General features: G+C 69.1%; 22 protein-coding genes and 2 tRNA genes. 10 read left to right on the top strand and 14 right to left on the bottom strand.

Translation table 11 applies throughout. The features are described from left to right. The first annotated feature begins 10 nt into the window (after nt 1-10). Together QSK30_RS06805 and QSK30_RS06800 are read left to right on the top strand one after the other, a co-directional pair. Nucleotides 11-484 carry a ribose-5-phosphate isomerase gene (locus QSK30_RS06805; RefSeq protein WP_285500502.1) on the top strand — a complete coding sequence of 158 codons (474 nt, stop codon included), beginning with the start codon at nt 11-13 and terminating at the stop codon, nt 482-484. Further along, complete coding sequence (locus tag QSK30_RS06800; RefSeq protein WP_285500499.1) at nt 477-1,286, top strand: Fpg/Nei family DNA glycosylase; 810 nt, start codon at nt 477-479, stop codon at nt 1,284-1,286. Before QSK30_RS06805 ends, QSK30_RS06800 begins: the two co-directional genes overlap by 8 nt. A 448-nt stretch (nt 1,287-1,734) precedes the next feature. Here QSK30_RS06800 and QSK30_RS06795 read toward each other — a convergent pair whose 3' ends face one another. Beyond that, nucleotides 1,735-2,505, bottom strand: a complete 771-nt coding sequence (locus tag QSK30_RS06795) for a hypothetical protein (RefSeq protein WP_285500496.1) — start codon at nt 2,503-2,505, stop codon at nt 1,735-1,737. A 66-nt stretch (nt 2,506-2,571) separates the two neighbouring features. After that, on the bottom strand, nt 2,572-3,774 hold the full coding sequence (locus QSK30_RS06790; RefSeq protein WP_285500495.1) for a GNAT family N-acetyltransferase: 1,203 nt from the start codon (nt 3,772-3,774) through the stop codon (nt 2,572-2,574). 109 nt (nt 3,775-3,883) lie between these two features. Between QSK30_RS06790 and QSK30_RS06785 the strand changes: the two genes are divergently transcribed. Next, entirely contained in the window at nt 3,884-4,399 is a 516-nt protein-coding gene (locus QSK30_RS06785; RefSeq protein WP_285500494.1) for a GNAT family N-acetyltransferase, read from the top strand. Nucleotides 4,400-4,837: 438 nt separating this feature from the next. Here the strand turns inward: QSK30_RS06785 and QSK30_RS06780 are convergent, their stop codons facing one another. After that, a complete protein-coding gene (locus tag QSK30_RS06780) occupies nt 4,838-5,266 on the bottom strand; it encodes an NUDIX hydrolase (protein ID WP_285500493.1) in 429 nt (142 codons plus the stop codon). Between the two features lie 199 nt (nt 5,267-5,465). Beyond that, nucleotides 5,466-5,536: transfer RNA gene (locus QSK30_RS06775), tRNA-Gly, on the bottom strand. Nucleotides 5,537-5,593: 57 nt separating this feature from the next. Here QSK30_RS06775 and QSK30_RS06770 point away from each other — a divergent pair. Next, nucleotides 5,594-5,667: transfer RNA gene (locus QSK30_RS06770), tRNA-Pro, on the top strand. A 302-nt stretch (nt 5,668-5,969) separates the two neighbouring features. Here the strand turns inward: QSK30_RS06770 and QSK30_RS06765 are convergent. Then, entirely contained in the window at nt 5,970-6,524 is a 555-nt protein-coding gene (locus tag QSK30_RS06765; RefSeq protein WP_285500491.1) for a hypothetical protein, read from the bottom strand. 113 nt (nt 6,525-6,637) lie between these two features. Next, nucleotides 6,638-7,024 (bottom strand): SCO5389 family protein, encoded by a 387-nt coding sequence (locus QSK30_RS06760; protein ID WP_285500489.1) that lies wholly within the window; start codon nt 7,022-7,024, stop codon nt 6,638-6,640. A gap of 53 nt (nt 7,025-7,077) precedes the next feature. Here QSK30_RS06760 and QSK30_RS06755 point away from each other — a divergent pair, with 53 nt between their 5' ends. From QSK30_RS06755 to clpX, 5 genes are all read left to right on the top strand, one after another. After that, complete coding sequence (locus QSK30_RS06755) at nt 7,078-8,151, top strand: LLM class flavin-dependent oxidoreductase (protein WP_352231550.1); 1,074 nt, start codon at nt 7,078-7,080, stop codon at nt 8,149-8,151. An 84-nt stretch (nt 8,152-8,235) separates the two neighbouring features. Beyond that, nucleotides 8,236-9,609 (top strand): trigger factor, encoded by a 1,374-nt coding sequence (gene tig / locus QSK30_RS06750; protein ID WP_285500487.1) that lies wholly within the window; start codon nt 8,236-8,238, stop codon nt 9,607-9,609. Between the two features lie 129 nt (nt 9,610-9,738). Further along, entirely contained in the window at nt 9,739-10,347 is a 609-nt protein-coding gene (locus tag QSK30_RS06745) for an ATP-dependent Clp protease proteolytic subunit (protein ID WP_285500486.1), read from the top strand. A 31-nt stretch (nt 10,348-10,378) separates the two neighbouring features. Beyond that, entirely contained in the window at nt 10,379-11,008 is a 630-nt protein-coding gene (locus QSK30_RS06740) for an ATP-dependent Clp protease proteolytic subunit (RefSeq protein ID WP_285500484.1), read from the top strand. Between the two features lie 322 nt (nt 11,009-11,330). After that, a complete protein-coding gene (gene clpX, locus QSK30_RS06735; RefSeq protein WP_285500482.1) occupies nt 11,331-12,623 on the top strand; it encodes an ATP-dependent Clp protease ATP-binding subunit ClpX in 1,293 nt (430 codons plus the stop codon). A gap of 86 nt (nt 12,624-12,709) precedes the next feature. Here clpX and QSK30_RS06730 read toward each other — a convergent pair whose 3' ends face one another. The 4 genes from QSK30_RS06730 to QSK30_RS06715 are packed head-to-tail and all read right to left on the bottom strand — an operon-like array spanning nt 12,710 to nt 14,231. After that, a complete protein-coding gene (locus QSK30_RS06730) occupies nt 12,710-12,913 on the bottom strand; it encodes a DUF397 domain-containing protein (RefSeq protein ID WP_285500481.1) in 204 nt (67 codons plus the stop codon). 21 nt (nt 12,914-12,934) lie between these two features. Beyond that, nucleotides 12,935-13,138 (bottom strand): DUF397 domain-containing protein, encoded by a 204-nt coding sequence (locus QSK30_RS06725; RefSeq protein WP_285500479.1) that lies wholly within the window; start codon nt 13,136-13,138, stop codon nt 12,935-12,937. Nucleotides 13,139-13,159: 21 nt separating this feature from the next. Then, nucleotides 13,160-13,363 (bottom strand): DUF397 domain-containing protein, encoded by a 204-nt coding sequence (locus QSK30_RS06720; protein WP_285500478.1) that lies wholly within the window; start codon nt 13,361-13,363, stop codon nt 13,160-13,162. Between the two features lie 13 nt (nt 13,364-13,376). Next, nucleotides 13,377-14,231, bottom strand: coding sequence for a helix-turn-helix domain-containing protein (locus QSK30_RS06715; RefSeq protein ID WP_285500477.1), 855 nt, complete (start codon nt 14,229-14,231; stop codon nt 13,377-13,379). Between the two features lie 135 nt (nt 14,232-14,366). Here QSK30_RS06715 and QSK30_RS06710 point away from each other — a divergent pair, with 135 nt between their 5' ends. Next, on the top strand, nt 14,367-14,579 hold the full coding sequence (locus QSK30_RS06710; protein ID WP_285500476.1) for a hypothetical protein: 213 nt from the start codon (nt 14,367-14,369) through the stop codon (nt 14,577-14,579). Nucleotides 14,580-14,592: 13 nt separating this feature from the next. On the opposite strand, the gene QSK30_RS06705 is transcribed toward QSK30_RS06710, so the two are convergent. The 4 genes from QSK30_RS06705 to QSK30_RS06690 form a co-directional block, all read right to left on the bottom strand. After that, nucleotides 14,593-15,483: an alpha/beta hydrolase gene (locus tag QSK30_RS06705; RefSeq protein WP_285500475.1), complete on the bottom strand. Its 891-nt coding sequence runs from the start codon at nt 15,481-15,483 to the stop codon at nt 14,593-14,595. Between the two features lie 200 nt (nt 15,484-15,683). Next, nucleotides 15,684-16,859 carry a CaiB/BaiF CoA transferase family protein gene (locus QSK30_RS06700; protein ID WP_285500473.1) on the bottom strand — a complete coding sequence of 392 codons (1,176 nt, stop codon included), beginning with the start codon at nt 16,857-16,859 and terminating at the stop codon, nt 15,684-15,686. Beyond that, nucleotides 16,856-17,677: a formate dehydrogenase accessory sulfurtransferase FdhD gene (fdhD, locus tag QSK30_RS06695; protein WP_285500472.1), complete on the bottom strand. Its 822-nt coding sequence runs from the start codon at nt 17,675-17,677 to the stop codon at nt 16,856-16,858. Before fdhD ends, QSK30_RS06700 begins: the two co-directional genes overlap by 4 nt. 87 nt (nt 17,678-17,764) lie before the next feature. Then, nucleotides 17,765-19,111, bottom strand: a complete 1,347-nt coding sequence (locus QSK30_RS06690; protein ID WP_285500471.1) for an alpha-lytic protease prodomain-containing protein — start codon at nt 19,109-19,111, stop codon at nt 17,765-17,767. Nucleotides 19,112-19,211 lie beyond the last annotated feature (100 nt).

The following is a 19,211-nucleotide window of genomic DNA, read 5'->3' as shown; positions in this document are numbered from 1 at the left end:
CACTGGTGCGGTGCGCGTTTACCTGGGTTCTGACCACGCGGGCTTCGAGCTGAAGTCCCACCTCGTCGACCACCTCGCCGCCGCCGGGCACGAGGTCGTGGACGTGGGACCGCATGCCTACGACGCCCTGGACGACTACCCCCCCTTCTGCGTCGAGACCGCCCGCCGCGTGGTGGCCGACCCGGGCAGCCTGGGCGTGGTCATCGGCGGCTCGGGCAACGGCGAGCAGATCGCGGCCAACAAGGTCAAGGGCTGCCGTGCCGCGCTGGCCTGGAGCACCGAGATCGCCCAGCTGTGCCGCCAGCACAACGACGCCCAGGTCATCGGTGTCGGCGCCCGCATGCACACGACGCAGGAGGCTACCGAGATCGTCGAGGCCTTCCTGACCACCCCGTTCTCCGGCGACGAGCGCCACATCCGCCGCATCAACCTGCTGACGGAGTTCGAGCGCACCGGCGAACCGCCCGCACTGCCGAATGCCTGAGGGCCACACCCTCCACCGACTAGCCCGCTCCCACCAACGCACCTACGCGGGCCAACCGCTGGCGGTGACCAGCCCCCAGGGCAGGTTCGCCAGCGGTGCCTCCCTTGTGGACGGTCAGGTCCTGGCGAAGGCGGAAGCGCACGGCAAACACCTGTTCCACAACTACGTAAACGGCCACACGGTGCACATACACCTGGGCCTCTACGGCAAGTTCACCGACGGCACCCCACCGGCCCCGGCCCCCGTCGGCCAGATCCGCATGCGCCTGGTCAGTAGTACACAGTGGACAGACCTACGCGGCCCAACCGCCTGCGAGGTACTGACTCCAGACGAGGTAGCCGCAATCCACGCCCGTCTCGGCCCAGACCCACTACGGCGCGACGCGGACCCGGACAAGGCGTGGACCAAGATCGCCAAGTCCCGCACCTCGATCGCGGTACTGCTGATGGACCAGTCGGTGGTAGCAGGCATCGGCAACATCTACCGGGCAGAGTTGTTGTTCCGCCACGGAATCCACCCCCTGATCCCCGGCCGCTCCCTGGACCACACGGTGTGGAAGGAGATGTGGCCAGACCTGGCCACCCTCATGCGCCTGGGTGTCCGAAGAGGACGAATAGACACAGTCCGCGACGAACACCTCCCAGAGGCAACCGGCCGTGCCCCACGCCAAGACCGCCACGGGGGAGAGGTCTACGTCTACCGCCGCACCGGCCAACCCTGCCTCGTCTGCGGCACACCGGTAATGGGCGAGGTCTTGGCCGCACGCAACAACTACTGGTGCCCAACCTGCCAACCTGCTTGACCAGCAGCAGGTTCACCGAACGAACCGCCAGCGCACTGCTAGCCCAGCCGGGCCGAACCGAGCGACCCTCCCAGCCTCGCCGGAATCCCGCCAGGCAGCCATTCCGCGCCAAGCGAGCCTCACCAACTACCGTGGTGCACCAAGCCAACACCGCTGGAACCCACCAGAAATCCGGGGTGCACCAGACCCGCCCACCCCCGAAGCCGCACTCATCAGCAGTCTGCTCGATTGGGTGGAGTGGCTTTGTTTGGGGAGAAAAGAGGCGCTAGCCTGGTCCCGGCGTGGGTGATCCCTTCCCCACCCGCTTCACCCCGGCGCCTCTTTTCTTAGGGGCCCCAAGCAAAGCCACTCCACCCAATCGAGCACCCCCACCAAAGCAAACCCCGACGGCACCCGCTTCAAGCGAACCTAGACGGCACCCGCCCGAAGCCCCAGCCCTCAACCCCGATCAGAACCCGTCAAACCCACCATCGAACCCGCCACCCGAGTCACCCCACCCAGAGTCGCCACCCCAGTCCGCCCCAGAGTCGCCACCCCAGTCCCCGCCCCCATCCGACATCGCGTCCGCCTGCCCCGCGTCATACCCCGACTCCCAGGCCGAGGCGTCCGGGATCCCCGCCATCCCCGAGAACATCGCGTCGAACAGCAGCACCGTCCCCAGCCCCCAGGCGCCCGCCACCAGCGCCGGCTTCCACCACGGCTCGCTGTACCACCCCCGCGGCACCGGTCGCCCGGCCACGCGCCCGCCCGGGTAGTAGTGCGGCGTGCTGCGCCCGGGTTCGGGCGAGGCCTCGTACTCGTGCCCCTCGACCCGCACCCGCCGGTCCTGCTCGACCCGTCCGGCCCGCTCCTGCTCGGCGTCGACCGGTAGCTCCGGTCCAGGGTCCAGACCCATCGCCGTTCGTGCGGCGCGCACGTAGTAGAGCCCCTCCATCGCGGTGCGGGTGACCAGCCTGCACTGCTCGGCGGTCAGCGCCTGGTCCATCTGCGACCCGGCCGCCGTGTAGCGCTCGGCGGCGTCGGCCAGGGCCTGGCGGGACGCCTCGTCCGTGCCGGTCAGGCTCATCACCTGCCCGCCCAGCCGTTCCACCCAGCGCCGGGCCTCGGCCTTGGCGTCGTCGAGCTGTTGGGCCCGCGCGCTGGTCCGGTTGCGCGCGACCAGGACGCCGATCGCCACCACGGCGACCAGGATGACCAGGAATACCAGCGTGCCGTCCATGCGGCCTCCTCAGTCCGGCTGACACGGACAACGAAGGACGCTACCGCTGGGGTTCCCGGCCCGCTGTCAGAAGATTTCCTGGCAGACCGGTTCCCGCTCGGCGAGGAACGCCGCCGACAGCGCCGCCACCGCCCCGGCGGTGTGCTCCTGGACCCGCCCGGCCGCGGCCAGCGCGGTGAGCCGCGTGCCGCCCAGGAAGGCTGCGCCCAGCTCGGTCGAACTGGTCGACAGGTCCGCCGCCGCCGTGGTCCGCTCGACGGTCGCCACCCCCGCCGACACGGTGAACCGCAGCTTTCCCGCGTTCCATGGGCAGAACTCGTCGGCGACGTCGATCACGACGTCAACCGGCGCCGAGTACCCCCGCATCGGCAGCGCGCGGGCCACGTCGGTGAGGCGGATGTGCAGGGCGTGCAGGGTCTTGCGCACGGTGGCCCGCGGGTCGAACAAGATCAACGGCAGCAGGTCGTCGGTCGCCAGGTTCGCGGTGAGCTCCGCGGCGTGGTCCAGGTCGAGCAGGTACCGCCACAGCGCGGCGTGCGCCTGCGGGGTCAGCGCGACGAACTCGTGCACCGAGACCTTGCCCGCGGGCCCGTTGTCCTCCCACACACCGCGCACGCGGAACGCCGCATAGCCCTCGGGATGGATCACGAACCGGTAGGCCGAAGCGTCGCGGCGGGCCGCGACGGAGTCGTGGTAGTGGTATTCCCAGTTCACTTCCTCGCGCCCGAGCATCCCCACGCGGGTGGCGGCGTACTGGTCGTAGATCTCGTGCACCAGCGGCCACGCCCGCTCGCGCGAGAGCTCCCGCACCCGGTCGGTGCCGAGGTCGATCCCGGCTCGGAACGGCGCCTTCGACCTGATCGTGGCGTCCTGGGTCTCGGTCGCCTGGCCGAAGCCGAACCGGCCGTAGATGGGCGCCTCGGAGGCCCACAGCCCGCTGATGGCCGGGCTCGACTCGGTGAGCGTCGCCCGCATGATGCGCGTGAGCAGTCCGCGCCTGCGGTGGTCCGGGGCCACCGCGACGCTGCTGACCCCGCCGAACGGGACCAGCCCGGTACCCGGCAGGCAGACGGTGCGGTTCAGCACGAACAGGCAGCCGACGATCTGGTCGCCGTCGAAGGCGCCGGTCGCCGGACCGCTGCCGAGGATCGGCCCCAGCATGGCCTGGAACTCCTCAGCCCGGTGGTCGAGTAGGAACGCTTGTGCCATCAGCGCGGCGCTGCCCGGCAGGTCGGTCTCGGTGATCGCGCGCAAGGTGTAGGTGTCCACGACACCAGGTGTCTACGCGGGTTCAGGGGATTGCGCCAGGCAATTGCGTGACCCGTTAGAGTTACCCGATGGGGTTACCCATCACCTTTCGGGCGGGTGTCCGGTGAGGGTGGGCGCACCGGTCCTGGTCCGCGAAGCCACTCCGGCCGACGCGTCCGAGATCGGCCGAGTCCACGCCGAAGCCTGGCGCGCCGCCTACCAAGACCTCTTCGAGGGCGACCTGTTCCGCGTGCTCGTGGAGCGGCGCCGGACCGGTTGGCCCGCCCGACTGGCGAATCTGCGCGGCGACACCGTCCTGGTGGCGCTGCGGACCGATCGCGTCGTCGCCTTCGCCCGCCACGGCACCCACCCGGACAACCCGCACGACGGCGAGCTGAGGGCCCTCTACACCCACCCGGGCTCCTGGGGCAGCGGCGTGGCCCAGACCCTGCTCGACGGTGTTTGGGAGGGCTCGGCCGGCTACCGGAGGTTGCGGCTCTGGACCCTCACCGGCGCCAACCGCGCGCGGCGGTTCTACACCAGCGCGGGTTTCGTCGAGACCGGCCTGATCCGGGAGCGCGACTACGGGGACGGCCGACCGGTGCTGGAGGTGGAGTACGCCCGCAGACCCCCGAACCCGAGCTGACACGCCCGGCCGGCCACGCTGCGTTCGTCGTCCCGCAGAGCCTGGTGTTGCCTCCACCGGCGTCGCACGGGGGCTTTGCCGCCATGTTGTCACTGACTGGATCCACCCGCCCGATCGGCTGTGTGCACTCCCCGGCGCCAGCGTGCCTCGCCGTTTGGCTGCACCAGCACGTAAGCGAGCCGGTCGGTCGGGCGCTCGGCGGCAGGTAGCCGCGCCGGACTTGGATTCCCGGCGTCCGCGTCCTGTCGTCTCGAGGTGCCCTGTCCGGGCGCGGGTATGGGGTACGTGGGCGTCGGTGTCGCCCTATCGAGGACCGAGTTCGCGCGCACGCGCTGTCATCAACTACCCGTTGGTCCACTCCCCCGGCGCCCGGGGCTGAGGTGAGATCGGCTCGTCGTCACGCTGAGTCGCCGCTCGCCCCACCCCGGCCACGCGGGATCAGGTGAAATAGGGCTCGGACTCGTCCACGCAGTGCTCGACCACCGCCCGGGACCCGGCGGGCAGCGCCAGCTCGGCGGGCCGCTCGGGCTCGACCCACCGGGCCCGGTCGGTCCGCAGCCTGCCGCCGACCGGCCTGCCGCGGAAGCAGACCGCCAACTCGGTGCTCCAGGGTTGCGAGTCGTCGCTGTACACCCCGATCAGCCCGGTGATCTCCACCCGGACCCCGGTCTGCTCCTCCACCGCCCGCACGGCGGACTCGGACAGCGTGTCCCCGGTGGGTTGCGGGCCGCCCGGCAGTCGGTGGCAGCGGTCACGTTGGCCGTCGTGGCGCAGGAGCAGCAGGCCGGCGTCGTCGAGGACCAGGACACCCACACCCACCGACGCCCGAGAAGCCGTGGCGGTGTCTGAATAGCCGTATTGCGACATGTGTCCTGCCTACCGAACCAGCGGCCACCCGCACCATGGCCTTTGATCCGTTCTTGGCGCCGGAGCCGGTAAATCACCCAGCTGGCTGTGGTGCAGGACACGTCGTTCGGTGTTAAGACCTGAAGGCCGGACGTCCGACGGCCAGAAGGCCTTGTGACCTAAGGAAACGGCCAGTCCCGAGGGACTGGCCGTTGATCCGAGCGGGCGACGGGAATCGAACCCGCGTAGCTAGTTTGGAAGACTAGGGCTCTACCATTGAGCTACGCCCGCGGAGGGCCGAGCGTTAAACAGCCTAGCGGGTCACGCTAGGCTGATCCCGCACCACCCCGGGCTGTGGCGCAGCTTGGTAGCGCATCCGCTTTGGGAGCGGAGGGTCGCAGGTTCAAATCCTGTCAGCCCGACGGGCGATGGGCGACCCGTGTCCACGGAGTTCGTGGACCGGGTCGCCCGTCCTTTGTCCTGGGGGCCGAGCCCCCAGACCCCCACGGTGCGTTCGGCTGCGGTTCCGGCGTGGTTACTTGGGGCTCGCTCACGGCTTCGCCGATCGCGTCGATAGCGAAGTGGGCTCGCGCACGCCTTCGGCGATCGCATCGGAGGGCCGGGCGAGCCGGGCGGGCTTGCTGGCGGCTTTGGTGGTCGCGTTGCGGGTGGCCGCAGGGTGGGGGGCCTGCTGTGCGGGTCGTGGTTGAGCTGGTGTGGTGGGCTAGTTGCCCAGTGTTGCGCTTACTTTTCCGGCCTTCGCGTCGGCCTCGGTGACGGTGATCTTGCCGCGGTGGCTCACCTCGACCTGGTAGTAGTCGTGGCCCGCTGTGACGGCCACGCCGAACTGGAACGTGCAGATCGAGCCCACCGCCAGAGGCGTCCCGAGGTAGTCGACGCCGAGGACCGTGCCGCTGCCGTCGTAGACGGTCACGGACGTGCCTGAAGCGATGTCGGAGTACCCGCCCGTGCCCGCACAGGTGTTCCCCGACCCCCTGGTCATACTGCTGCCCGCGTGGAGCTCGAAGGTTCCGCGCAACGTGAACCTCTGCGGGCCGGGCGGTGCGCTCGCCTGGGGTGGCGGATTGTCGCTGTTGGACACCACGACCCCGAGGGCGGTGGCTAAGCAGGCGATGACGACTCCGGCGGCGGCGAGCGCGATCTTCAGCCCGCGGTTGGCTGGTGGTGCCGGCTGCTGCATCGCCAGGTTCTCGACCGGCACGTGGTCGGTTGGCGTTGTCATGCGGAACAGATCGCCCAGTGTGCCGGTGCCGCCCATGCTTGTCTTGTGCGCCCGGGAAGTCTGTCGCGGGGACACCTGGAGTGGGGTGGCAGGGAGCGCGGGGGCGGGAGGTCGCTTCCCGGCTGGAGTGCCGCGCTCCCTGCCGGGCCTCAGCAGTCCCGGAGTTCTGGGGACTGGTTGAGCAGTTGGCCGCGCGGCGAGATGAAGGCGCGGTAGCGGTCGCTGTCCACCGCCGCCGGGGTGAAGGCGGCGACTCGGTGGCAGTTCTGGAAGGCGAGCTTCACCCCGAAGTGGCGCTCCAGGCCGCCGCGGATGGAGTCGGAGGCGAGGGCGCGGAGCAGTTGGCCCCGTTCGGTCTCGCTGGGTGGGGGGATCTCGTTGTCGGCGAAGCCGGTGGCGTCGACCGACGTGGCGACGCCGGAGATCACCTCCCAGGCGTAGGGGAGCGACGCGCGCACGCAGTCGACGAATGCCGCGTCGTCTACCGGTCCTGCCTCCGCTCGTGCCAACAGGTCTGCGGGAACATCGAGAGACATCCGCACCTCCAGATAGGGGGCCTTCTCTTACTGCGTACCCCGCCACTTGAACGGTGGACAAGAGCGCGGGGCACACGCCACCGGTTCAGCCCAACCTCTTGCCCTTACCGCGTGCGGTCAGTACTGCCCCAGAGGTGAACATCGGAGTTTTCCTCCTCGCACCCCGCTTCCCCGGCCAAGACGACCAGACAGCCCTAAGACGAGCCGTCGACATCGCCCATGCTGCGGAGCGAAGTGGCCTAAGAGACCTCTGGATCGCCGAGCACCACTTCATGCCGTACGGCACTTGTCCCGACGCCACCGCTCTGGCCGGGTACCTCCTAGGCGCAACCGCCCGCATCGCCGTAGGGACCGCAGTGAGCGTCCTGAGCACTACCCACCCGGTAGCTCTCGCCGAGCGCGCGCGACTGCTCGCAGTGCTCAGCCGGGGACGGTTTCGCCTAGGCGTAGGCCGCGGTGGCCCGTGGGTCGATCTTGAAGTCTTCGGCTCTTCCGTCGACCGCTACGAGCACGGTTTCCCCGAAACACTCGCTGTCTTGCGGGAAGCCCTCGCCAGCCCCACGGTCCGTGGCACCGACCGGTTCCCTTTTCGCGAAGTCCCGCTCGTCCCCACCCCCGAAGAGCCCCCCACGGTCCACGTCGCCTGCACCTCGCTCCGCTCGGTAGAGCTAGCCGCCCGAGAACACCTACCGATGCTCCTAGGCATGCACATGTCCGACGACGAGAAACGCGCCTTCGTGAACCACTACCGCCGACACGGTGGACCGGAGCATGCGGATCACATCTCCACAGTCGTCGTGCACGTCGCGGACTCCCGGGAACAGGCAGTCCAAGAGGTCATGCAAGCCGCCCCCGGTTGGCTGCGTGACGGTCTAAGAGCGCACGTTCCCGTAGACGGCAGGCAACCTCCCACCCGCGATCCCGTGGCCTACGCACGCCTCTTGTGCGACCTGCACCCGGTAGGCGATCCCGACTACTGCGCCCGCCGTCTGGCCCAGAGCGCCGAGCGCTCGGGGGTCGGTCACCTCATCGCGATGGTCGAGGCCACCGGCACGACTGCGCACGCGCTGCGGGCCGTGGCGTGCCTGGGCACCCCGCCGGGGTCCGACCTGGGCAAGCTCGCCTAGACTCGGGGGTCGATCCCGGCCGCCGCGCCGCGCGGGCGGGAGGTACCCCTAAGCAGTTCCAGTCAGTCGCACGAGGAGATCACGTTGAAGAGCACCGTCGAGCAGCTGAGCCCGACGCGGGTACGGATCAACGTCGAGGTGCCGTTCGACGAGCTCAAGCCGAACTTCGACCGCGCATACCGCAAGCTCGCGAGCCAGGTCCGCATCCCAGGCTTCCGTCCGGGCAAGGCCCCGGCCCGGGTCATCGAGTCGCGCATCGGCCGCGCGCCGATCCTCGACGAGGTCGTCAACGAGGCGATCCCGGCGAAGTACCTCGAGGCGGTCAACGCCGCCGAGGTCAAGGCCCTGGGCCAGCCCGACATCGAGGTCACCAAGCTCGAGGACGGCGACCACTTGGCCTTCACCGCCGAGGTGGACGTCCGGCCCGAGATCACGATCCCCGCGTACGGCGAGTTCTCCGTCACCGTCGACGACCTCGAGCTGGCCGACGCCGAGGTCGACGAGCAGCTCGACGAGCTGCGCGCCCGCTTCGGCACGCTGACCGGCGCCGACCGCCCGGTCGAGACCGGCGACTTCGTCTCCATCGACCTCTCGGCCACCGTCGACGGCCAGGACGTCGAGGAGGCCAAGACCTCCGGCCTGTCCTACGAGGTCGGCTCCGGCGAGCTGATCGAGGGCATCGACGACGCCCTCGTCGGCGCGTCCGCCGGTGAGACCAAGACCTTCAAGACGACCCTGGTCGCGGGCGAGTTCGCGGGCAAGGAGGCCGATGTCGCGGTCACCGTGCAGACGGTCAAGGTCCGCGAGCTGCCCGCCGCCGACGACGACTTCGCCCAGCTCGCCAGCGAGTTCGACACCATCGACGAGCTCAAGGGCGACCTGCGCGAGCGCCTCACCCGGGTGAAGAAGATGCAGCAGGGCGTGCAGGCCCGCGACAAGGTCCTCGACGCGCTGCTCGAGACCGTCGAGGTCCCGCTGCCGGACAAGGTCGTCGAGGCCGAGGTCGAGTCCCGCCAGCACGACGCCGTGCACTCCTTCGACCACGACCAGGACAAGCTCAACGAGTTCCTGGCCACGCAGGAGAAGACCCGCGAGGAGTTCGACGCCGAGGTGCTGGCCGACGCGGAGAAGTCCGTGCGCACCCAGCTCATCCTCGACTCGATCGCCGAGGCCGAGCAGGTCTCGGTCGACGACAACGAGCTCACCGAGCGGATCATCTACCAGGCCCAGCGCTTCGGCGTGAGCCCGGACGAGTACGTCCAGCGGGCCCAGCAGTCCGGTCAGCTCGGCGCGATCTTCGCCGACGTCCGCCGCGGCAAGGCGCTGGCCTCGGTCGTGCGCCAGGCCGTGGTCACCGACGCCTCCGGCAACAAGGTCGACCTCTCCGAGCTGTTCGGCTCGGTCGAGGAGCCCGCCGCCGAGCAGGCACCCGCCGAGGAGACGGTGGCGGCCGACTGAGCGCTGTTTGACGCTCTGAGCGAAAGTGGGCGGTGTCGGGAAGTCGGCGCCGCCCGCCTTCGTTAATGTCGGTCGAGAGATCCAAGCACCACCCAGGCCAGAGACTTTTTTGGGAGAAGGCAGGCAGACGTGACGCAGCACCTCTCGCCCCACATGCGGTCCGCCACCGCGGGGCTCAACCTGAACGACTCGGTGTACGAGCGGCTGCTCCGTGAGCGCATCGTCTTCCTCGGCTCCGAGGTCGACGACGACATCGCCAACCGGATCACCGCGCAGCTGCTGCTGCTCGCTGCCGAGGACCCCGAGCGGGACATCACGTTCTACATCAACTCCCCCGGCGGCTCGGTCACCGCGGGCATGGCGATCTACGACACCATGCAGCTCATCGACCCCGACGTGGCCACCTGGGGCATGGGTCTGGCCGCCTCGATGGGCCAGTTCCTGCTCTCCTCGGGCACCCCGGGCAAGCGCTACGTGCTCCCGCACACCCGCGTGATGATGCACCAGCCCTCCGCCGGTGTCGGCGGCACCGCCTCCGACATCGCCATCCGCGCGCAGGTCTACGCGAAGTGGAAGCTGGAGATGGCGGTCATCACCGCCGAGCAGACCGGCCAGACCGTCGAGAAGGTCACCGCCGACGCCGACCGCGACCGCTGGTTCACCGCCGAGGAGGCCAAGGAGTACGGCTTCGTCGACCACGTGGTCAGCCGGGCCGTCCAGGCGCCCAACCCGAACTGACGAGCACGGCCGCAGAAAACAGGAGCTTCCCGTGAGTGAACTTCACCTCCCGCAGTCCCGGTACGTGCTGCCGTCCTTCGTGGAGCGCACGAGCTACGGGGTCAAGGAGTCCAACCCGTACAACAAGCTGTTCGAAGAGCGGGTCATCTTCGTCGGCGTGCAGATCGACGACGCCTCGGCCAACGACGTCATGGCGCAGCTGATCTACCTGGAGTCGACCGACCCCGACCGCGACATCACGATGTACATCAACTCTCCGGGTGGCTCGTTCACCTCGCTGATGGCCATCTACGACACCATGCAGTACGTCCGCCCGGACATCCAGACCTTCTGCCTGGGCCAGGCCGCCTCCGCGGCCGCCGTGCTGCTGGCCGCGGGCACCCCGGGCAAGCGCTTCGCGCTGCCGAACGTGCGCGTGCTCATCCACCAGCCCTCCACCGAGGGCGTCTACGGCCAAATCTCCGACCTGGAGATCCAGGCCGCCGAGATCCAGCGGGTGCGCCGCGCGCTGGAGACCACGCTGGCCCGGCACACCGGCAAGGACGAGGCCCAGGTCCGGCTCGACATCGAGCGGGACAAGATCCTCACCGCCGCCGAGGCCAAGGAGTACGGCATCATCGACGAGGTGCTGCCCTACCGCAAGCTCTCGGCCAAGGCCTGAGCGAGGCCCAGCACGGCCGGGCAAGGCAGCACGAGTCGTCGTAGTTTCCTGCGCCCGACGCGGACGAGCGGTCGAAAAGGGCCGACACACCGGCCCGGATCGGCCTACGGTGTGCGATGAGGTCCAACGACCCGATTCGGCCGCGTCGGGTACCAGGTTCTCCCGCAGAGCGGGGGTGGACGGGTACCGTCGGAGGCAACGGTCGCGACCGGGCCGGCCACGCAGCGGAGCGATCCGCGGTGTGACCGGGGCGGACGCGGTCCGGACATTCAGCCAGGCGCACTTCCCCCAGGTGCGCCGGAGGGGACAGAGGTCAGCGGTCATGGCACGTATCGGTGACGGCGGAGACCTGCTCAAGTGTTCTTTCTGCGGGAAGAGCCAGAAGCAGGTGAAGAAGCTCATCGCCGGCCCAGGCGTGTACATCTGTGATGAGTGCATCGACCTCTGCAACGAGATCATCGAGGAAGAGCTCGCCGAGGCCGGTGACGTGAAGCTCGACGAGCTGCCCAAGCCCGCCGAGATCCACGAGTTCCTCGACCAGTACGTCATCGGCCAGGACGATGCCAAGCGCTCGTTGGCCGTTGCCGTCTACAACCACTACAAGCGCATCCAGGCCGGTGACCGCGCCCGGCCGGAGGGCCGTGAGTCTCGTGAAGAGACTGTCGAGCTCGCGAAGTCGAACATCCTGATGCTGGGCCCGACGGGCTGCGGCAAGACCTACCTGGCGCAAACGTTGGCCAAGCTGCTCAACGTCCCGTTCGCCATCGCCGACGCCACCGCGCTCACCGAGGCGGGCTACGTCGGCGAGGACGTCGAGAACATCCTGCTCAAGCTCATCCAGGCCGCGGACTACGACGTCAAGCGCGCTGAGACGGGCATCATCTACATCGACGAGGTCGACAAGATCGCTCGAAAGAGTGAAAACCCGTCGATCACCCGCGATGTGTCGGGCGAGGGTGTGCAGCAGGCGCTGCTGAAGATCCTGGAGGGCACCACCGCGAGCGTGCCGCCGCAGGGCGGTCGCAAGCACCCGCACCAGGAGTTCATCCAGATCGACACCACGAACGTGCTGTTCATCGTGGCGGGCGCGTTCGCGGGCCTGGAGCGGATCATCCAGGACCGGGTCGGCAAGCGCGGCCTGGGCTTCGGCGCCGAGATCCGCTCGAAGGCCGACATCGACGCGGCCGACTTCTTCTCCGACACGATGCCCGAGGACCTGATCAAGTTCGGGCTGATCCCGGAGTTCATCGGCCGGCTGCCGGTGCTGGCGAGCGTGACGAACCTGGACAAGGTCTCCCTGGTCCAGATCCTCACCGAGCCGCGCAACGCGCTGGTCAAGCAGTACCAGCGGCTCTTCGAGATGGACGGCGTGGAGCTGGAGTTCACCGAGACGGCGCTGGAGGCGGTCGCCGACCAGGCGATCCTGCGCGGCACCGGTGCGCGCGGCCTGCGGGCGATCATGGAGGAAGTGCTCCAGTCGGTCATGTACGACATCCCGAGCCGCACCGACGTGGCGAAGGTGGTCATCACCGAGCAGACGGTCCGGGAGAACGTGAACCCGACGATCGTGTCCCGGCAGCCCTCGCGCCGCGAGCGCCGGGAGAAGTCCGCCTGAGGTATCCCGCCTGAGGTAGTGGGCGGGCGGCAAGACGGAACCAAGGCCGTGCGGCAACGCACGGCCTTTTCCGTTGGTGCGGGGGGTTAGAGCGTGCCCGCTGGCAGGTCGAAGACCCCGAGCTTCTGGCCCTCGGTGTGGGCCCGCCACTCCGCGAAGGTGAAGGCCACGGAACCCGCCTCGGGCCGATTGGAGTTGCGCACGAGGACTTCGCCGTCGGTCAGCATGACCTCGACGCAGTTGTTCCCGTTGGAGGAGTACTTCGTCCATGTGTTGGGCCGCAAGGTCATCGTGTCACCCGATCCGGTCGACTAGAGCGTGCCTGCGGGCAGGTCGAATGCTCCCAGCCTGTGGCCTTCGGTGTGCGCCCGCCATTCAGCGAGGGTGAAGGCCACGGTGCCGGACTTCGGGTGGTTGGAGTTGCGGACGAGGACTTCGCTGCTGGCCAGCATGACCTCGACGCAGTTGCTCCCGTTGTCCGAGTACTTCGTCCAAACGTGAGGCCGCAAGGCCATCGTGTCACCCGATCCGGTTGGCTACAGGGTGCCTGCGGGGAGGTCGAAGACGCCGAGCTTCTGGCCTTCGGTGTGGGCCTGCCACTCGGCGAAGGTGAAGGCGACGGTGCCTGAGTCCGGGTGGTTGGAGTTCCGCACCAGGACTTCGCTGCTGGTCAGCATGACCTCGACGCAGGAGCTGCCGTTGGAGGAGAATTTCGTCCACGTGTGGGGCCGCAAGGCCATCGTGTCACCCGATTCACTGATCGCCACTGAGGTCTTCCATCATATCAACGCTCGTGAGCGGGTCCAGAGCCTTCAACCGGACGTCATCGAACTTGTTGATCGCCTCGGTGACTGTTGAATCTCGCTCGAAGAACAGGTCGCCGAGTGTCGTATCCACGCTGGCGATCTCGTGGATCGTTCGGTCGAAGTTGTAGATGGTGACCGTGGCGCCGATCAGCTCATGCTCACGGGCCCCGAGCGGTAGTACCTGGACGGTGACGTTCTCCCTCGTTCGGCAGAGTTCAGCCACGTGGCGGAGTTGCTGACGCATCACCACCGGACCACCGATGTTCTTCCGCAGCGTGGCTTCACCAACTACAGCCCACAGTTGAAGCGGTGACTCCGTCTCTCGCGTGAGGACATCCGCCAAGCTGAGCCGGTATCGCAATCTGGTCTCCACGAGCGGAGTGACATGCCCGCTTGGGGCCATGATCGCCCGGGCGTAGCTCTCTGCCTGCAGGATTCCGTGGAACACCTCTGGGCTGTAGAAGCGCATCTGGCGTGCGGCTCGGATCAGGTCTCCTGCGCGGCGCTGGTGGGGCTGGATGTCCATGCCTCCCGAGATCCGGGCCACCGCTCGGTGCGCCTGGCGGTTCACCGCGAGCAGGTCGGCCACCTGGTCGTCGGGGGAGCGGTACAGCTCCAGCAGGAGCGTGAGGTTGCCCTGGCTGACCCGGGTCCGGCCCTGCTCGATGTTCGAGATCGTGGTGATCGTGCAGTCCAGCTTCTCCGCCGCCTCCTCTCGGCTGATATCGGCCTCCAGGCGCATGCGCTTGAGGGTCGCGCCGACCTGGATCCGGTCTGCGGTGCGTCGCTGTCCGATTGCCACGATTCACTCCATCGGGTGCCGTTAACTTGGTTAATCGCATCCTATGCTGAGCGGGTCAGCCGGGCGAGGCGATCGCCCACACCATAGCGACATCGGGTAACCGTTCGCACACCGACCGTTGGAAGGCGGCCGCACATGTCCGTAACCGGGTTCAAGGTCAGCACGTGGTTCAACCTGGGCAAAGACTGTCAGATTGAATATTCGGTCATCGGAGGTGAGATCGAGTTCGCGCTCGGCCCCGACGGTGGCGACATTCAGATCGTCACCACCGAGGAGGGGCTGGAGAACCTGATCGAGGTGACCACGAAAGCGCTCGCATCTGTGCGAGAGCAGCCCTACGAGGACTGACGGAGAGGCGGCGTCAGGCGCGCGTCAGCGGCGCGTGCCTGCCGACGAACCGCAGCACGTCCGGCACCACGCCCCGGTAGAAACCATCCCCGTGCCCGCCGGGCCCGGTGAAGGCGACCTCGGGCGTGGCCAGCCGGATGAACTTGCGGGCACCCTCGATGAAGTGGTCCTCGGTCCCGCACCAGATGCCGACCGGGGTGCGCCCGAGCTTGTCCACGTTGCGCAGCGGGTCCAGCGAGGCCCACTCGTGGTTGTTCTTGAACGCCCGCCTGCTGCTCATCTCGCGCCACGACATCAGCAGCCCCGGCGAGATGGCCGCCACCGCGCTGACCGGGCGGTTCAACTCCTGCCTGCGGCGGGCGTAGAGCAGCGCGCCGAACCCGCCCATCGACACCCCCGCGCAGGCGAACGGCGTGCCGTTGGCGTCGCCGAGCCCGCGCTCGCGGAGCCACTTGGGCACCTCGTCGAGCAGCATCGCCATCGGGTTGTCGCCGACGTGGTTCTCGTGCCAGTAGTTGTCGCCGCCATCGATCGCGACGAACGCGAACGGTGGCAGCGTCCCGGCCTCGACCTCCCTGGCCAACGACTTCGCCAGCCCGGTCGGCGCCGCCCGCCGGGCGTCGCCGCGCAGTCCGTGCAGGAAGAGGCACACCGGCAGGTTCTTCGCGGGCAGCTCGCTGGGCAGGATGGTCACCAGGTCCACGTCCGCGCCGCGCGCCGCCGACCGCACCCGCTCGGTGCGCACCACCGGCTCCGGCGCGGGGTCGAAGACCTGCGCCAACGTCTGGAGCACCGGCAGGCGACCGCTGGCCGCCCCCAGGGCGATCCCGGCGGTGGCGGCCCCCGCGGCCCCGGCGATCATCAACGACCGCCTGGTCACCCGCATCCGCGCGGCACCCGCCATGACCCCTCCACGCTCCCCGACTACCCACAAGACGTACCAAGGCACGCTCGCGTTGCGGCGGATGCCGCCCCCTGACCACCCCATCGTGAGAAGACCGCGATACGTTTCTCGGTTCAGTGACTGAACGTGGCCACAACCAGGGGAAGTTCCCCCAACCAGCCCACGCGTCGTGGCGGGAGTCACTCCGGTCGCGCCCGTGCTCAGGCGCCGACGACCCCTCGGGACCGGAGATCGGCGATCGCGGCGGCCGGGTAGCCCAGCCAGTCCAGGACGGCCTCGGTGTGCGCGCCGAGCGCTGGTACGGCCGCCGGGTCCCAGGTCCAGGCGTCCGCGTCGACCGGTGGGCGCAGCATCGGCACCGAACCGCCCGGCACCGCCACCTCGGCCCAGCGGCCCCGCGAGGTCAACTGCGGGTGGTCGCGCAGTTCGGCGACCGACCGGGTCCTGGCCACCGGGACGTCGGCGGCGTCGAGCGCGGCCACCAGGAAGTCCGTCGTCCGGGCGTCGAGCCGTGGCTGCAGCCGGGCGTGCAGCTCGGCCCGGTGGTCGACCCGACCGGACACCGTGTCGAACCGCGGGTCCTCGGCCAGGGCCGGGTCGAGCACCGCACAGAGCCGCCGCCACTGGCCGTCGTTCTGCACCGCGAGGTGCACCGTGCCGTCAGCACAGGTGAAGACCCCGTACGGCGCGATTGTGGGGTGGTGCGAACCGTGCCGCTCAGGCGCCTGACCGGTGCCGAACGCGTACAGGGCGGGCTGGTGCATCCACTCGGCCAGCGCCTCCATCAACGTCAGCCGCAGCGTCGCGCCTTCGCCCGTCCGGCCGCGCCGCACCAACGCCGCCAAGACCGCCGCGTGCAGCTGCACGCCGGCGGCGATGTCCGCCACGGAGATCCCAGCGCGGGCGACGACTTCACCATCACCTGTCGCCGCGATCAGACCCGTCTCGGACTGCACCAACGCGTCGAACGCCTTGCGGTCGCTGTACGGGCCGCCCTCGCCGTACGACGACAGCTCGGCCGCGATCAACTTCGGGTGCGCGGCCCGCAGGCTCTCCGGGTCCAGCCGCAACCGGCGAGCCGCGCCGGGGGAGAGGTTGCACATCACGACATCCGCCCGGGCCACCAGCGCCGCGATCACGGCAGCGCCCTCGGGCGCCTTGAGATCGACCGCCAGCGATTCCTTGCCGACGTTGGTCCACGCGAAGTAGCTCGACACCTCGCCGCACGAGGAGTCGTAGGCGCGGGCGAAGTCCCCGGCCCCCGGTCGCTCCACTTTGATCACCCGCGCACCGAGGTCGGCCAGCAGCCGGGTCGCGTACGGCACGGCGACGGCCTGTTCGAGGCTCAGCACGACCACACCTTCGAGTGGTCTCACTCGACCCGTCCGTCGCCCGTGTAGAGGTTCATGCTGTCGCCGCGCAGGAAACCCACCAGGGTCATCCCTTGCTCGTCCGCCAACGACACCGCCAGCGACGACGGCGCCGACACCGCCGCGAGGACCGGTACGCCTGCCATCGCGGCCTTCTGCACCAACTCGAACGACGCCCTACCGGACACCAAGAGCACCATCCCGCGCAACGGCACCCGGTCTTGCAAGAGCGCCCACCCGAGCACCTTGTCTACCGCGTTGTGCCTACCAACATCTTCTCGCACAACAAGTTCAGCGCCGTCGGCGGTGAACAACCCCGCGCCGTGCAGACCACCTGTGCTGGCGAAGACTTTTTGCTTCTCCCGTAAGACATCTGGCAAGCCAGATAGCACTGCCGACGAAACGCGGACAGGGTCTCCTGCGGGCGAGAAGCGTGTCTTCAGCTTCACCGCGTCCAACGCCGCTTTCCCGCAAACGCCGCAAGAGGACGTTGTGTAGAAGTTCCGCTCAACACCGGTTTCCGGCGGGGGAACACCATCGGCGAGCGCGACGTCGAGCACGTTGTACGTGTTCTGCCCAGAATCGTCCACGCCGTCGCAGTAGCGCGCGACGGCCACATCGGACCGTGCGCCGATCACACCCTCGGTGAGCAAGAACCCGTGCGCCAGCTCGACGTCGTGGCCCGGCGTCCGCATGGTCACCGCCAGGGCCTTCCCGCCGACGCGCAGCTCCAGCGGCTCCTCGGCGGCCAGCGAGTCGAGCCGCGACCGCCGTCCGCCGGGGCCGAGCCTGACCACCGGCCTGCGCACTGTCACCCGTCCCATGCCCCCAGCCTAGGCGGGCAAAAGGACGGGGGCCGCCCTCGACGCCTGCGTCCGTCGAGAGCGGCCCCCTGGGGGAACTGCCGGTTCCTAGCTCCGTTGCCAGAGCGACGGAACGTTCGGCGGCTCCCAGCCGGTGAGGGAGTAGTGCCCCTGCAGGCAGCGGTAGCTGACACCCGCGTACGTCACGGTCGCGCCGGTGGCGTAGTTGGTGTTCGCCGCCCAGGTGGTGTTACCCGGGTTGCCCGTGGTGGTGGTCGTCGGGTTGGTCGGGCGGGTGGTGCTGGTGGGCGGGGTGGTGCCCGAGGTCAGCAGCTGCAGGCCGAACGCCTGCAGGATCTCGTTGACCGGCTGGAAGTAGAACGTGCCGCCGGAGGTGCAGTTGCCCGAACCGCCGGAGGTGACGCCCTGGGCCTGGTCGCCCGCGAGCCACGAGCCACCGGAGTCACCGGGCTCGGCGCACGCGTTGGTCCGGGTCAGTCCGGACACGGTGCCCTCCTGGTAGGTGACGGAGGCGTTCTTCTGCTGGATCGTGCCGCAGTGCCACCCGGTCGTGGAGCCCGAGCGGCAGACCGACGCGCCGACGGCGGCCTCGGTGGAGCCGGCGACCGGGACGGTGCCGGGGTAGCGGTTGACCAGCGCGCGCGGGGTGTTGCCCGCCGCGACGCGGACCCAGCCGTAGTCGTTGCCCGGGAAGCTCGAGCCGCCGACCGAACCGCTGGGGTTGGAGGTCTGGGTGCCGGTGGTGCCGCAGTGGCCCGCGGTCACGAACCCGCCGTTGACCGAGAAGCCGATCGAGCACCGGCTGCCGCCGCCGAAGTTGTAGGCGTTGCCACCGATGACATCGATGAGCGGCCGGGGCTCCTCGGACGAGTTCTCGTACCGAACGGCGCTCGCGTCGACACCACTGGCGGCGGCCCATGCCTTGGCCGCGTCCTGCTTGCCCGGCTTGGTCAGCACCACGACCGCGTTGGTGTTGACGTCGACGTACCAGCCGGGGACCGACTTGGGCGCCTTGACCGAGGTGCTGTCCAGCTTGCCCTTGAGGGCGTCGAGCTGGGCCTGGCTGCGGCCCACCGTCTTCGGCACGGCGCCGAGCGCGCGGACCTGGTCGGCCTTGGCCGGGTCGGTGAGCGCGACGGTCAGGGTGTTCGCGCCCTGGTCCAGCCAGGCGCCGCCGAAGGTGTTGCCGAGGGTGCCGCGCAGGGCGCTCTCGGTGCGGGCGGCCTTGTGCTCGCGGTCCAGGCGCTGCCGGGCCTGGTCGGGGCTGAGCTTGAGGTCGCGGCCGAGCGCGGCCAGCATGTCGGCGTTGGCCGTGTCCGCGGCGGCGGCCGGGGTGGACTGCCCGGCTGTCGCGGCGGGGGTCAGGGCGATCGCGGTCACGAGACCGCCCGCCGTGAGTGCTGCCAGGGCGGCAGCGGTGAGCTTCCGATTCATCACGCTCTCCAAACGAGGGCGAGTTGTGCAGGGTAGGAACCCCGACGGTAGGAGGCTGATAGCCCGTATTGGTACATACCAATAAGGTCATATCTCCCTT

Source organism: Actinokineospora sp. NBRC 105648 (genome assembly GCF_030269645.1).
GTDB lineage: Bacteria > Actinomycetota > Actinomycetes > Mycobacteriales > Pseudonocardiaceae > Actinokineospora.
This window is presented reverse-complemented; position numbering and strand designations above follow the sequence as displayed.

What these genes read in the sequence shown, in the direction of transcription:
- QSK30_RS06765 (WP_285500491.1), bottom strand. Translation starts at nt 6,524, where the DNA reads ATGGGCGGCACCGGCACACTGGGCGATCTGTTCCGCATGACAACGCCA.
- QSK30_RS06795 (WP_285500496.1), bottom strand. Translation starts at nt 2,505, where the DNA reads ATGGACGGCACGCTGGTATTCCTGGTCATCCTGGTCGCCGTGGTGGCG.
- QSK30_RS06705 (WP_285500475.1), bottom strand. Translation starts at nt 15,483, where the DNA reads ATGGCGGGTGCCGCGCGGATGCGGGTGACCAGGCGGTCGTTGATGATC.
- fdhD (WP_285500472.1), bottom strand. Translation starts at nt 17,677, where the DNA reads ATGGGACGGGTGACAGTGCGCAGGCCGGTGGTCAGGCTCGGCCCCGGC.
- clpX (WP_285500482.1), top strand. Translation starts at nt 11,331, where the DNA reads ATGGCACGTATCGGTGACGGCGGAGACCTGCTCAAGTGTTCTTTCTGC.
- QSK30_RS06720 (WP_285500478.1), bottom strand. Translation starts at nt 13,363, where the DNA reads ATGGCCTTGCGGCCCCACACGTGGACGAAATTCTCCTCCAACGGCAGC.
- QSK30_RS06725 (WP_285500479.1), bottom strand. Translation starts at nt 13,138, where the DNA reads ATGGCCTTGCGGCCTCACGTTTGGACGAAGTACTCGGACAACGGGAGC.
- QSK30_RS06780 (WP_285500493.1), bottom strand. Translation starts at nt 5,266, where the DNA reads ATGTCGCAATACGGCTATTCAGACACCGCCACGGCTTCTCGGGCGTCG.
- QSK30_RS06690 (WP_285500471.1), bottom strand. Translation starts at nt 19,111, where the DNA reads ATGAATCGGAAGCTCACCGCTGCCGCCCTGGCAGCACTCACGGCGGGC.
- QSK30_RS06800 (WP_285500499.1), top strand. Translation starts at nt 477, where the DNA reads ATGCCTGAGGGCCACACCCTCCACCGACTAGCCCGCTCCCACCAACGC.
- QSK30_RS06730 (WP_285500481.1), bottom strand. Translation starts at nt 12,913, where the DNA reads ATGACCTTGCGGCCCAACACATGGACGAAGTACTCCTCCAACGGGAAC.
- QSK30_RS06710 (WP_285500476.1), top strand. Translation starts at nt 14,367, where the DNA reads ATGTCCGTAACCGGGTTCAAGGTCAGCACGTGGTTCAACCTGGGCAAA.
- QSK30_RS06760 (WP_285500489.1), bottom strand. Translation starts at nt 7,024, where the DNA reads ATGTCTCTCGATGTTCCCGCAGACCTGTTGGCACGAGCGGAGGCAGGA.